Origin of the sequence: Nocardia sp. NPDC049190, from assembly GCF_040648115.1 — a bacterium.
Classification (GTDB): Bacteria; Actinomycetota; Actinomycetes; order Mycobacteriales; family Mycobacteriaceae; genus Nocardia.
In genome coordinates, this window is the sequence record NZ_JBEZDE010000072.1 from 1 (window position 1) to 13051 (window position 13051).

12 protein-coding genes and 3 pseudogenes are annotated in these 13051 nt (G+C 63.1%); 13 read left to right on the plus strand and 2 right to left on the minus strand.

Annotated elements, in window-relative coordinates; translation table 11 throughout:
- Positions 1 to 422: 422 nt before the first annotated feature.
- A pseudogene (locus AB0B25_RS30845) lies at positions 423 to 1738 on the minus strand (IS701 family transposase).
- Positions 1739 to 2024: 286 nt separating this feature from the next.
- On the opposite strand from AB0B25_RS30845, the gene AB0B25_RS30850 reads away from it, so the two are divergent.
- The 13 genes and pseudogenes from AB0B25_RS30850 to AB0B25_RS30910 all read left to right on the plus strand — a co-directional run bounded on the left by AB0B25_RS30850 (position 2025) and on the right by AB0B25_RS30910 (position 12374).
- Complete coding sequence (locus AB0B25_RS30850; protein ID WP_357187059.1) at positions 2025 to 2798, plus strand: amino acid ABC transporter ATP-binding protein; 774 nt, start codon at positions 2025 to 2027, stop codon at positions 2796 to 2798.
- Positions 2799 to 2809: 11 nt separating this feature from the next.
- Positions 2810 to 3697, plus strand: a complete 888-nt coding sequence (locus tag AB0B25_RS30855) for a glutamate ABC transporter substrate-binding protein (RefSeq protein WP_357187025.1) — start codon at positions 2810 to 2812, stop codon at positions 3695 to 3697.
- Between the two features lie 30 nt (positions 3698 to 3727).
- On the plus strand, positions 3728 to 4378 hold the full coding sequence (locus tag AB0B25_RS30860) for an amino acid ABC transporter permease (RefSeq protein WP_357187028.1): 651 nt from the start codon (positions 3728 to 3730) through the stop codon (positions 4376 to 4378).
- Positions 4375 to 5238 (plus strand): amino acid ABC transporter permease, encoded by an 864-nt coding sequence (locus AB0B25_RS30865; RefSeq protein WP_357187031.1) that lies wholly within the window; start codon positions 4375 to 4377, stop codon positions 5236 to 5238. Before AB0B25_RS30860 ends, AB0B25_RS30865 begins: the two co-directional genes overlap by 4 nt.
- Positions 5239 to 5294: 56 nt before the next feature.
- On the plus strand, positions 5295 to 5528 hold the full coding sequence (locus AB0B25_RS30870; RefSeq protein ID WP_357187033.1) for a hypothetical protein: 234 nt from the start codon (positions 5295 to 5297) through the stop codon (positions 5526 to 5528).
- Between the two features lie 636 nt (positions 5529 to 6164).
- Positions 6165 to 9068, plus strand: coding sequence for an AAA family ATPase (locus AB0B25_RS30875; RefSeq protein ID WP_357187038.1), 2904 nt, complete (start codon positions 6165 to 6167; stop codon positions 9066 to 9068).
- Between the two features lie 96 nt (positions 9069 to 9164).
- Positions 9165 to 9365, plus strand: a complete 201-nt coding sequence (locus tag AB0B25_RS30880) for a hypothetical protein (protein WP_357187041.1) — start codon at positions 9165 to 9167, stop codon at positions 9363 to 9365.
- Positions 9366 to 9489: 124 nt separating this feature from the next.
- Positions 9490 to 9705: a hypothetical protein gene (locus AB0B25_RS30885; RefSeq protein ID WP_357187044.1), complete on the plus strand. Its 216-nt coding sequence runs from the start codon at positions 9490 to 9492 to the stop codon at positions 9703 to 9705.
- Positions 9706 to 9958: 253 nt separating this feature from the next.
- Positions 9959 to 10300 (plus strand): annotated as a pseudogene (locus AB0B25_RS30890) (recombinase family protein); the annotation flags it as partial.
- Between the two features lie 161 nt (positions 10301 to 10461).
- Positions 10462 to 10731, plus strand: a complete 270-nt coding sequence (locus AB0B25_RS30895; protein ID WP_357187047.1) for a hypothetical protein — start codon at positions 10462 to 10464, stop codon at positions 10729 to 10731.
- Positions 10732 to 10850: 119 nt separating this feature from the next.
- Entirely contained in the window at positions 10851 to 11201 is a 351-nt protein-coding gene (locus tag AB0B25_RS30900; protein ID WP_357187050.1) for a hypothetical protein, read from the plus strand.
- 224 nt (positions 11202 to 11425) lie between these two features.
- Positions 11426 to 11587, plus strand: a pseudogene (locus AB0B25_RS30905) (helix-turn-helix domain-containing protein); the annotation flags it as partial.
- A gap of 169 nt (positions 11588 to 11756) precedes the next feature.
- Complete coding sequence (locus tag AB0B25_RS30910; RefSeq protein WP_357187053.1) at positions 11757 to 12374, plus strand: integrase core domain-containing protein; 618 nt, start codon at positions 11757 to 11759, stop codon at positions 12372 to 12374.
- Positions 12375 to 12762: 388 nt separating this feature from the next.
- Here the strand turns inward: AB0B25_RS30910 and AB0B25_RS30915 are convergent.
- Positions 12763 to 13051: hypothetical protein (locus AB0B25_RS30915; RefSeq protein WP_357187056.1), on the minus strand; the 289-nt coding region annotated here is incomplete at its 5' end.

Consider the following 13051-nt stretch of genomic DNA (forward strand, 5'->3'; position numbering starts at 1 on the left):
GAAATCCCTCGCCGACTACCTCGCCAAAATCAACCCGACAACACCCCCAAACTAATCAACAACTTACTTGCCTGATTTCAGGCGCGACACACTAGAGGCTTTCGCGGGGAAGATCCGTCAGGAGGGTATCCCGTGGTTTGCTTACACTCGAAGCCCGGAAATTGTCCACGCCATCCCCGACCGCTTGCTCCGGGAGGAGTATTTGATCTGCTTGATCGAGTGGCTGCTCGGGTTGAACGAATGGGACCAAGCACAGAACTTGCTGCAGCGTTGGCTGGCATTGGACAAGGTCGGTGACGCGCGACCATCGCATCTCCGTCCGCCCCAGTCCCAACGCACGGTAGCCTTCGAAAACGGTCGACGCATCGCCCGCGAGGGCGGCAAACCTGGATCGGCTGCGGATTGGGTCGGGTGGGTCGCCGTCAAGTTGAAACTCGATCCCGTTCGGTGAGTGGGTGGCCGCGGCGGCGGTAGTGCGATAGCCGGGCTTGGTGTTGTCGGCGTCGTCGCCAGCGTGACCAGGCCCAGATGTGGTCGGGCAGGTGATGGCAGTTCAGGACGAACGCGACCAGCAGGCGGCGGATCTCCGGTAGCGTCAGTGCGATCATGCCGTCCTCCCTGTCGGCAAGCCCCCTTTGCGGCAAGGGTTTTCGTTGCGGCGAGCCAGGCCATGGCGAGCATCGACAGGGTGATGTGGGCGTACCAGGCCCGCCATTTGCGGACCTGGTAGTGGTCGAGTCCGGCTTCGCCTTTGGCCTGCTGAAACGCTTCTTCCACGTGCCAGCGCGCCCCTGCGGTCCAGGCGAGGTCGACCAGCCGTGCGGAGGCCGGGCCGAAGCAGATGTAGTAGGCGATGTCGGTCGGGGCGCTGATGCTGCGCCGGGCCAGCAGCCAGTGCCCGCGCCCAGCCGCCCAGGTCCCGTCGATCTGGCGGCGTGCCCAGTCGTATTCGCGGGGGCCGTGCGCGCCGGCACCGACCGATAATCGCTGCCAGGATCGATTGGCGAACTCGGCGACCAGGACGTCAGCACGCGCGGTGCGGTCGGCGCGAGTGGTCAACTGGCCGTCGCAGCGAGTGGCCATCACATAGAACACGTCGTGGTCTTCCAGCCAGTCCCGCAGGTAACGGGCCTGACCATAGACTTCTTCGGCGGTGAACCACATGAACGGCACCTTCGCCGCCAGCGCACGTTCCAACATGGTGATCATCTGACGTGGCTTGGTGGCGAACTCGACGTCGTCGGGGATCCCGGCGTCGCGGCAACGCTCACGATCGGAAGCCCACGACTCGGGAAGGTAGAGTTCCCGGTCGATCAGAGCGTGCCCGTGCCGCGACGCATACGCTAGAAACACTCCGACCTGGCAATTCTCCGTACGCCCGGCGGTGCCGGAGTACTGGCGTTGCACCCCAGCAGACTTCACGCCTTTCTTCAGGAACCCGGTCTCGTCACCAGCCAGCACGGCCTCAGGATCGCCGAGGTGTTCGACCACGTACCCACGCACATCGTCACGAACGGCATCGACATCCCAGTCGGCGGCGCGCAGCAGACGCTGCATCCCATCCGGGCTGCCCTCACCAGCACGTTCGGCCAGCGTCCACCCGTTCTTACGTTCCAAACCCGCGACCAACCCGGACACATACTCGCGCGCCCGCTCCCCGCGGCTCGACACGGGTAAACCGATCCCCGATCCTCACCATCAACGAAACCAGCTCGCCCACAGCCTGATCCAACACCACCTAACAGGTTTACCAGCACCAACCACGCGAGTGCAGTTGCAGTACTAAGGCCCTCCGCTCGGGTGCCGATGGGCGGAGACTGCGAATGCCGTCGATGGGCAACCTCGTGCCAGCGACGCGAGTCGGATGACGCTTTCTCGTCGCCGACTGGCGGTCGGCATCGAATACTCACGCAGAGCTTCCTCCAGCGTGACCAATTTCGCGATATTGTGGCTATGTGGGTGACCCAATTCTGGATTATTGTAGATTCGATGCCGAACACGAGCTCGATCACGACTGGATGCCGATGACACCCACTTCCGCCACACCCGACCCGCAACCCGCGAGTGCGCTCATCTCCATGCGCGGGGTGACCAAAACCTTCGGGCCGGTCACTGTCCTCCGTAACATCGACCTGGATATCGCCAAGGGCGAGGTCGTGGTGGTGGTCGGACCGTCCGGCTCGGGTAAATCGACCCTGTGTCGCACGATCAACCGCCTGGAGACGATCGACGGCGGCACCATCACCTTCCGTGGGCAGCCGCTGCCGGTCGAGGGCGCCGCGCTGAAGAAGGTACGCGCCGATATCGGGATGGTGTTCCAATCGTTCAACCTGTTCCCGCACATGACCGTGCTGGACAACATCTCATTCGGACCGATACGCATCCGCAAACTCGACCGCGCCGAGGCCAAGGCCAGAGCCCGCACCCTGTTGCAGCGAGTCGACTTGGTACACAAGGCCGACGCCTATCCATCCCAGTTGTCCGGCGGCCAGCAGCAGCGCGTCGCCATCGCCCGCGCCCTGGCCATGGAACCGGAGGCGATGCTGTTCGACGAGCCGACCAGCGCACTGGACCCGGAGATGGTCAGCGAGGTACTCGACGTGATGAGATCCCTGGCCAGCGACGGTATGACGATGGTCGTGGTCACCCACGAGATGGGCTTCGCGCGGGCCAGCGCCGACCGGGTGGTTTTCCTCTCAGACGGCGTCATCGCCGAACAGAACACCCCCGACGCGTTCTTCACCAATCCGGCCAGCGACCGGGCCAAGGACTTCCTGGCCCGTGTCCTGCCGCACTGAGAGGACGCACCGTGCAACGACTGTCCTACCTACTTACCACCGCTATCACCGCCTTGGCCGTCGGTACCGCATGTGATTCCGGGGCCCCGCCGATCGACCGGTCGAGCGTGACTCCCTCGGTGGCCACGAACGTCAGCTTTCCGCAGGGCTCGACGATGCAGCGGCTGCACGATGTCGGGACGATCACCATCGGCACCAAGTTCGACCAGCCACTGTTCGGCCTGAAAAATCCGCTGACCAGACAACCCGAGGGCTTCGACGCCGAAATGGGCAAACTAATCGCCGCCGCACTCGGCATCCCCGCGAACCGCATCAAATGGGTAGAGACCGTGTCAGCCAACCGCGAACCCTTCCTCCAGCAGGGACGGGTGGACGCGATCATCGCGACCTACGCAATCAACGACAAGCGCAAGCAGATCATCGACTTCGCTGGACCGTATTACATTGCAGGACAATCCCTGATGGTGCGGGCGGGCAATCCGGACAAGATCGCGAACTCCGACGACCTGAGCGGCAAAAAGGTCTGTGCGGTCGAAGGTTCGGCCTCCTCCGCCACTATCCGCAATCGGGTGCCCAGCGCCGAGGTCGCGCTCTTCGACTCCTACAGCAAGTGCGCGGACGCATTGAAGAACAACCAAGTGACCGCCGTGACCACGGACAACACCATCCTCGGCGGATTGCGCAGCCTCGACGAGAAGAGTTTCGACCTGGTTGATGTCAGGTTCACCGAGGAGCCCTACGGGGTCGGGATCGCCAAGGGGCACGCGGATCTGGTGGCGTTCATCGATGATGTGCTGCGCGCAGCGTTCGCCGACGGCACCTGGGCCGCTGCCTGGAACCGCACCGCGGGTCGCATCCTCGGCGCTGCACCACCACCGCCCGACCTGGACCACTACTGACCGACGGTACGGGACAACAGGAGCCACAACATGCATGTACTCACCGACAACGCCGGGCTGCTCGTCCGCGCGTCCGGCACAACCCTGCTGCTGAGCCTGGGCGGCGGCGCACTCGCCGCGATCATCGGACTACTCGTCGGCGTCGCGCGGATGGCTCCGGTGCCGATCCTGCGGCGCACGGGAGCCGGATATGTCGAAATCATCCGCAACACACCGCTCACCGTGGCGTTTTTCATCATCGTCTTCGTGCTGCCACAACTCGGCGTGACCATCGCAAGCTATACGCTCGCCGCGATCATCACCCTGGGCATCTACACCGCAGCGTTCGTCGCCGAAGCGGTCCGCTCCGGTGTCAACACCATCGGCCGCGGCCAGGCCGAAGCCGCACGTGCGCTGGGCCTTTCCTTCGCCGAGGGGATGCGGTTCATCATCATCCCGCAGGCGCTGCGTGCTGTTGTGCCGCCGCTGGCCAGTGTGTGGATCGCGCTGGTCAAGAACACCTCCATCGCGGCGGGATTCGGCGTGCTCGAGCTGACCGCCTCGAGTCAGCGGATCTTCTTCCTCGACCCGGCCTCAGTGGTCAGCACGCTGCTTTGGATCGCGGCGGCCTACCTGGTAATCATCCTCGGTTCAGCATTCGGGTTCCGCGTGCTGGAGAACAGGCTGGGAGTCGCGCGATGAGTACCTCGTTCCTCTACGATCCGCTCGGTCCACGGGGCATGCGGCGAGCGCGGCAGGTGACGGTCGGCGCCGGCGTACTCACCGCCCTCGGAGTCGTCCTCATCGCGCGGCGGCTGGACTCGCTCGGTCAGCTCGACCACCGGCGCTGGGCGATTCTGTTCGACCCGGAAACCGGTGTGCCGCAAGTGCTGTGGCACGGATACATCGCGACGATTCAGGCGGCCGCGATCGCCATGGCCTGCGCACTGGCCGTCGGTCTGATCCTTGCGATCGGACGGCTGTCGGTGCACTGGCCGCTGCGGCTGGTCACCGGCGCGGTGGTCGAAGGCTTCCGCAGTATTCCACTGTTGGTGCTGATGCTCTTCACTGCGCTCGGGCTGCCCCGACTCGGCCTCGACCTCAGTCTGGTGCATGTCGTGGTGCTGGCAGTGGTGGCCTACAACTCCTCGGTACTGTGCGAGATCTTCCGCAGCGGCATCCTGGCCATCGACAAGGGACAGACCGAGGCCGCCGACGCGATGGGCCTACGCCGCAGCCTGATTCTACGCAAAGTGCTGCTGCCGCAGGCGATTCCGAAGATGCTGCCGGTGCTCACAAGCCAGCTGGTCATCCTGCTGAAAGACACCTCACTGGGGTTTGTCGTCGGCTACACCGAACTGTTGCGGTCGGGACGTTCGCTGGTCGAGTACTACGGCAGCCAGTATTCGCTGCAGCTCTACCTCGGGGTCGCAGTGCTGTACATCGCCACGAACTTCCTCATCTCACTGTTCGCCAAATGGCTCACCTCACGCCAACAGCACAGCCGGCGCTCGAAATCCACATCCGGCACGGACATTCCGCTCACCCCGACCCGGTTGTGAGCAGTGCCCACCGACCCACAGCAGTACCCGACACGATATCTCCCGGAGGTATGTCCTTGAGCAAGGATAAGATATACAGCGAAATTTTGCTCGATGTGAAGGAAATCGAACCGGGATCACCCGCCCTGCAATTTTGCGCCGAGAATTATGTTGCCGAACATTATGCAATATTCCCGAGGCTTATAGCCTTTCCTGGGCTGCTTCTGCGGGGCGAGATCAGGAGGTTGCGGCGCGAAGGGGTGAGAAAGAATTTCTCATGGACTGCATGGAGAACTCGCCGCGTCGCATGACCACGCTCGGCGGTGACGTGGTGGCTCGGCTTTCGTCGCTGATACCTGGGATATATGTGGAACGACCGATGCAAAGCTGATCAAGTCGCCGCCTGTTCACCTCCGTCGGCCGGTTTCGGTAGGTAGCGGTATCGGTATGCGCCGGTATGTCACGGATGTGGGTTGTTGCTCGTCGGCGCAGGGTGGCTGTTGTGCAGGAAATGCAGGTCCGGGGTGCCGTCAGTGGAACGTTCGGATCGTGTGACTCTCAGTGGTCCCCGCATCGAGCAACAGCGCTGGAAGGAACACCAACGATGGTGGCCCGTCAGCGGGAATCACGATCTGTGGCAGCACACGACGACGTGTGGCCGAGTCGAGCGAGGGCGCTCGACAGGATCGCAGCAGGCATCTTCGACAACGCCGTCGAAGCTGTGCCGAGGTCCCGGATATGGCGAGGTGCGCAGAAGCACCGATGCCACTGCCGAGACACTGCTGGGCGACGAGTGTGACCGCCGAACTCGACTCTTGCATGCAGGAGCCAACAGTGACACAGATGGCACATCACCCTGCGATAACAGATCCCTCTGGAACCCCGTCTCTTTTCGGTTGTTTACTGCATTTTGTTGTGTCCGATAATCGATTTTGCATGGAGTTTTGATGGTGGCGGTGGTCGGCGCTGATGGCACCCGAGGTGTGCCTCTGGTTGGTAGGGCTTCGGAGTTGCAGTGTGTGGACGAGGTGTTGGCAGGTGCTCGGTCTGGTTCGGCGGGTGCTGTGGTTGTGTGGGGTGAGGCGGGTATCGGTAAGACACGTTTTCTGGGTGAGCTGTGTGGGCGGGCGGCCGCAGCACAATTTGAGGTGTTGACGGGGGGCGGGTCGGAGTTGGAGCGGGAGATCGCGTTCGGTGTGGTGGTCGAGGCTGTTGATGAGCGGTTCGCAGCTTTGGATTCTCAGGTCGTCGCCGAGTTGGGTCGCGATCGCGTGACCGAGTTAGCTGCAGTGTTGCCGTCGTTGTCGCGGGGTGGTCGGCGGTCGGCGAGGCGGTTGGTGGTGGAGCGGTTCGAGTTCTATCGCGCGGTTCGTGTCGTGTTCGACCAGCTCGCTCTGCGTAAGCCGATCGTGTTGGCGCTTGATGATGTGCATTGGGCGGACCCGGCTTCGGTGGATTTGATCGTTCATCTGTTGCGGCGTCCGGTGCCGGGCATGGTGCTGGTCTTGGCTTATCGTCCTCGGCGGGTGCCGCAGTTGCTCCTGGATGCTGTCATGCAGGCGGCGTGTGAGAGTTCGGTGTGTGAGCTCGAGTTGGCGCCGTTGACGCTGGTGGAGGCTGCGGAGGCGTTGGGTAAGCGGCCGGACTCGCTGGTGGCTCGGACGTTGCATTCCGAGAGTGGTGGTAATCCGTTCTACCTCAAGCAGTTGGCACATAGTTCGGGGAAGCTGTTGCCGATTCCAAGGGCTGGTGAGGGAGCCGGCAATGAGGCGGGTATCCCGGTCACGTTGCGGATGACGATCACCAGTGAACTCGCGGGGTTGGCGAGTGAAACGCTGAAGGTGCTGCAATCCGGTGCGGTGGCCGGTGACCCGTTCGATGTGGATATGGTGACCGCGATCGTGGACGCCGATGAGGCGTTGGTGCTCGAACACCTCGACGAACTCGTCGCGGCCGATCTGGTTCGTCCGACTACGACGCCAGGTAGGTTCCGTTTCCGGCACCCAATTGTGCGGCGAGTGATCTATGACGAGACGATGCCGGGCTGGCGGTTCGGTGCTCACAAGCGGGCGGCTCGAGCGCTTTCTCGGCGGGGCGCCCCTCCTGGCGTGAGGGCCCATCACATCGAGCAATCGGCCCACGCCGGTGACGAGGAAGCTGTCGAACTGTTGACCGAGGCCGGGCGAGTTGTGGCACCGCACGCGCCGGCGGCGGCGGCGGGTTGGTTCGAGGCCGCGCTGCGTCTGTTGCCCGAGTCCGCTGCGACCGAGCGGCGGCTGACGTTGCTGGTGTCGCAGGCGAGTGCGCTGGCACATTCCGGTCGTTTGCGCGACAGCCGGACGGTGCTGAAGGAGGCGCTGCAACTGCTTGCGCCTGATGCGCTGGAGCAGCGGCTGCGGATAATTGTCATGATCGCTCGGGCTGATCATGGGCTCGGGCAAACCGAAGATGCCCGTCCTCTTCTCGTCGCTGCTTTGGGGAAGACTGTTGCGGGTAGCGCGGAAGCGGTGACGCTGGAGATGGCGCTTGCCGAGAACTGTCTTATGCGGCGGCAATGGGCGGAGGGTCTCGAGTTCGCGTCGCGGGCTCGCGCGCACGCCGGAACACTGGGTGACACCGGGCTGCTGGTCGCTGCGAGTACTCTTCTCGCGTGGATGGCCAGCCATCGGGGGGAGGTAGCCCAAGCGCGGTATCTCGCCGACATGGTCGCCGAACAGATGGATGCCGATCTGCTCATGCCACCGGAACTGCTCGAGCCACTGGCCAATCTGATCGACACCGAGTTCGGGATCGATCGGCTTCGCGCAGCCTGCCGCAACGCCGAAAAAGGACTGCGGATCAGCCGCGCGAGCGGCCACGAGCATGCTGTCGCCCGGTTCCTGATCGGTTTGGCTGCCTCGAAGAGGCTACTGGGCCAGCTCGGTGAGGCGCGGCGGGCAGCAGAGTCCGCGGTCGAGATGGCGGTGTTGCTCGACAACGACCAACTCCGCGTCGCGGCGTTCGGGATACAGTGTTTCGTCGAGACTGTATGTGACCGCTCGGCAGCGTTGAACGCAGGACAGTCGGGTGTTCAGGCGCTGGAGCGCACGCCCGACGCGCACTACGCGTGGTTGGCGCGCGGAGCGTACGGTCAGGCATTGATCGAGTCGGGGGAGTTCGAGCGGGGCCGCCGGGGCATCCTGTCGACCGGCGGAGCGGATTTGTCCGGGATGCCTCCGATAGTGCGTTCGTTCTTCGAGCCGGCGCTGGTCAAAGCCGAACTGGCCCTAGGCCGGATCGAGGCAGCCGAGTCCATCGCCCACCGCATGCAGGACTTCACCTTCAATTTGCGCTCGCGTGAGGGACAGCTGCATTACGTCCAAGCGCAGACATACCTCGCACGGGGAGATTTCCCGGCCGCAACCGCGGCCGCTCAACAGGCATACGAGCGCTTCAACACCGTTGAAATGAAAGTGGACGCTGCTCGCGCCCAGCTCTTGGCAGGCCGCGCGCTGGCACGATACGAACAAAACGCATCCGCAGTCCATCACTTGGAACTCGCATACCGCTCTCTCCGAGATTGTGGAGCGGGACGGCTCGCCGATGAGGCCGCCCGCGACCTGCGGGTTCTCGGCAAACCTGTCCGGCCATGGTCGGAAATCGGTAAGTCGGCAGACCCCGCAGCCTTGACACAACGCGAACGCGATATCGCCGACCGAGTCGTACAGGGATACACCAACCGTGAAATCGCCGAAGAGTTGTTCATCAGTCCGAAAACAGTGGAGAAACACCTCGCGCGGGTCTTCACCAAACTAGGCACTTCCTCCCGCGTCGGTGTAGTAAAAGCAATGAACCCGACTACAGCCCGCTAAGCAGGTCCAGCGGTTGCGAGTTCTGATGCACCAGAACGGGCGCAGAGAGAAACGATCAGACATGGCACGTCGACACGCCCGAGCAGAACCGAACTGTTGCGGTCGGGACGTTCGCTGGTCGAGTACTACGGCAGCCAGTATTCGCTGCAGCTCTACCTCGGGGTCGCAGTGCTGTACATCGCCACGAACTTCCTCATCTCACTGTTCGCCAAATGGCTCACCTCACGCCAACAGCACAGCCGGCGCTCGAAATCCACATCCGGCACGGACATTCCGCTCACCCCGACCCGGTTGTGAGCAGTGCCCACCGACCCACAGCAGTACCCGACACGACACGGAGAAACCCGGCGATCTGATCGTTGAGGTCGGCATCGATCACGACAGCGGCGGCATATGCGGGCTTGGCTCCACAATGTCTGGGGTGTTCGACAGCAAACCAACGGCCTGCTTGGCGATGATGGACCAGAACATTCCTCAGACTTTCGGTGTGAAAATTCGGGTCATTTTCAGCCGATGCGGCGGCCGACGTCATTCGAGGGATCCGATCGGCGGCCGGCACCGCAGCATGCCCGACCGGGGAAGCATGTATGGGCAGATGGGGGAACTCGCCGCGTTGATGCGCATCGCGAACTGTTGACGGCCTTGAACCTGCCAGTGCTGGTGTTGATCCTGCAGGTCCCCTGCCAGGATGCGAGCATGCCGGCCGCGGGTGGGTGCACGAAGTTCAGTTGAGTCCGTGTCGAGAGAGAAAGGTCGAACTGCCCGAACCCGTGCGGGTCTGGGGTGTACCCCAATACCAAGTGCGGGACCAAGGCAATCGGCGTCAGAATTGAGCCCACTTCCAAATTCCTTGACACATGTCTATTCGGTTCATAATTTCTTAATCTCGACGGATCGACGTAGAACGCACCTCCACCGACAAGGCCTCCGGGAATGACAACGTACGACCGCAATTGGACGATCTGATCGCCTACGTCCGCGACGACGACACTGTGATCATGCACTCCATAGACCGCCTCGCGCGTAACCTCGACGATGTGCGGTGGCTGGCACGTACGCTGACCGGCAAAGGTGTGCGGGTCGAGTTCGTGAAGGAGAACCTGACCTTCACCGGGGAGGATTCGCCGATGGCGAACCTCCTGCTGAGCGTGATGGGTGCTTTCGCGGAGTTCGAGCGCGCTCTGATCCTGGAACGCCAGCGCGAGGGCATCGCTGCGGCGAAGGCTCGCGGCGGCGGATTCAGGTGGTCAATGCAATAGCGGCTGGATTGACGAGCATAGCCCAGCCGATCGGGGTGAAGCGGTCAGCTCAAGGCAGCCACCTGCGGATACCGCCGCGACTCGCATACGATGCGGCTTTCTCGCGTCCGATGCGACCGACGGAGGTGGCCGGTTTGGTGAATTTCGACGGTTCGGTCCCCGATGGTGCATGGCTGCGCCTGGTCGACGATGTCTCGCTGTTGCGGCCGGAGAAGCAGGTGTTCAAGGCGATGCTGGCGGGGTTCGCCAACCAGCAGCTCGCCCAGAATCTGGCCCGCACAACGGCGGAGGGCCGAGCGCCCGGTGAAGGCGTTCACCGCTTACGTCAATCACTCTCCCGTGCAGTGGACGTCGGCGATGGTCGACGAATGGCTTGGTGGACCTGCGGTCCCTGCAGGATCTGAAGCGGAGTCGGCACGAGGGTGGCTGGCGCAGGTAACCCCTCCACGGCCCCCGAGTCCGCGACACCCTCTCGAAACAGAAACCGAGATTCCTACGAATGTCCGACAACAGGAAGTGCGCGATGCGGGTGCTGCTCGATGATGCGGAATACAACGACGACGACCGGCTCACCTATGGTGGCCAGCTCTTCACGGGCGTCGCAGTGGAGGTCGACGAGGACGGCGTAATACTCGGCGAAACCAGCTTCCGTGACGGCGTGCAGGACGGCCCGGAGCGGGGCTTTCGCGACGACGGTTCGCTGAGCATAGAGAACATCTACCTGTTCGGCATCATCCGTGAGGGCCGCCGGTGGCACGGCAACGGGCGGCTGGCCTACGAGATGCACGCCGACCAGTCCGGCCGGATGGAAAGCGAACAGTACTGGGATCCAGACGGCAACCCTAGCGGTGGGTGCACCCGCGGAAAGCGGTAACGGGTGGGGTTGAAGGGCCAAGCGATGCACCCCGAAACCCTTGACCGGATTGGCTACGCCGTCGACCAAGGTCAGCTCGCGCGGCCGCCGCGCAGTTCGGCGCGTACACGGGCCTCGCAGGTCGGTCCGATGCCTTGGGTGGCAGATGTCAATATAAAACTGACGGTGATGCTTGACACTCGGGCCCCTTGAACCGTAGGGAGATTCGGGTGAGCGAGCCTGTTATGGACCGCGAGGTGCGTCGGCGCCTGGCGGTCCTTCGTCATGTCGAGGAGGTCACCGGCAACGTCGCGATGACCTGCCGGTACTTCGGCATCAGCCGTCCCACGTACTACACGTGGCTGCGCCGATATGAGTCCGAGGGTGTGGACGGACTGCGCGAACGGTAACGACGCCCGCGGACCAGCTCAACTGCGACTCGCGCCGAGGTTATCGAGAAGATCATCCACCTGCGCCAGCATTACCACTTCGGCCCGGACAAGATCCGCATGTACCTGGAGCGCTACCACGACATCCAGATCAGCAAATCCGGCGTCTGGCGCATCCTCAAACGACTTGACATGGGCCGACTACCGGCCTCCCAGCGCTACAAGCGCCACGACCGCCGCTGGAAGCGATACGAGAAGCAACGCCTCGGCCCACCACGTGCAGATCGACGTCAAGTTCGTCGAAGCCCTCCCCGCAAAGCCCGGCACCCCGGCGGTGAAACCGGTTGGCCGGCGCGGGAAGTTCTATCAGTTCACCGCGAGCGATGACTGTACGCGGCTGCGGATCTTGAAGATCTATCCGCACAACAACCAGAAGACCGCCATCCAGTTCCTGGACTACGTGCTCTCGCAGCTGCCGTTCGCAGTCGAGACGATTCAGACCGATAACGGGGCGGAGTTCCAGTCCGGGTTCCACTGGCACGTGCTGGACAAGGGCATCAACCACGTCTACATCAAGCCGCGAACGCCCCGTCTGAACGGGAAGGTGGAGCGCTCGCACCGGATCGACGCCGAGGAGTTCTACCGGCTTCTCGACGGCGTCGTCATCGACGACGTGAACATCTTCAACGCGAAACTCAAAGAGTGGCAGGATTATTACAACTACTACCGGCCCCACGGTGGACTCGACGGCCAGACCCCGTATGAGAGACTTCGTCAGAGGACGACAACCGGGGACCGGGTGTAGTCGATCTTCGTCAGCGGCACACCGACAACAGATCGCGGTGACAGCAGCCAGCCGTCGCAACGGCGGCAGTGTGCGACAAGCCGCACCGTGGGTTGGTCGTCGGTCTCGGCCATGACTCTCTCTTCTTCGGCCGGTGCAGGTTCGTAGCAAGCCTGCCACGAGGGACCGACGTGGGACCGCCGGCACGTGATCCCCGCCGCCCGAACGACGGACGGTGCGATCGCGATTTTCAGGGCGATCGCGATCCCAGGCTGGTGTGAGCGTGGTGGTGAGGCCCCTGAGCTGCTCGTAACTCACACCATTGGCGAACACCACACAAACCTATTCGGACACACCACAATTCAGACAGCAGGGAACGGGTGTGAGGTGGTGGCGCGGGGTGGACAGTTCAGGTGTCGTCCGCGCTCAGCCAGTGGACGGGTGGTTGGGCACGGCGGACAGCCACACCGATTCCCATGAAGTCGAGGGGGTCGCCGCCAGTGCCCTCGCCGGGCGGTGCGAACCCGTCGCCGGACAGGGCGACGTCGACTTTCACCGGGCGTTTCTCGTCCCTGAACGGCCGGAGGGAAGGGTCGCCGGTGGCTAGTAGTACTTTGTTAGGTTGGGAAGGTGTGGTGGCAGAGTGGGCAGGTACCGATCCAGATAGCCAGTGCGCGTTGGATTTCGCGGACGATGCC

What these genes read in the sequence shown, in the direction of transcription:
- AB0B25_RS30865 (WP_357187031.1), top strand. Translation starts at nt 4,375, where the DNA reads ATGAGTACCTCGTTCCTCTACGATCCGCTCGGTCCACGGGGCATGCGG.
- AB0B25_RS30900 (WP_357187050.1), top strand. Translation starts at nt 10,851, where the DNA reads ATGCGGGTGCTGCTCGATGATGCGGAATACAACGACGACGACCGGCTC.
- AB0B25_RS30850 (WP_357187059.1), top strand. Translation starts at nt 2,025, where the DNA reads ATGACACCCACTTCCGCCACACCCGACCCGCAACCCGCGAGTGCGCTC.
- AB0B25_RS30875 (WP_357187038.1), top strand. Translation starts at nt 6,165, where the DNA reads ATGGTGGCGGTGGTCGGCGCTGATGGCACCCGAGGTGTGCCTCTGGTT.
- AB0B25_RS30860 (WP_357187028.1), top strand. Translation starts at nt 3,728, where the DNA reads ATGCATGTACTCACCGACAACGCCGGGCTGCTCGTCCGCGCGTCCGGC.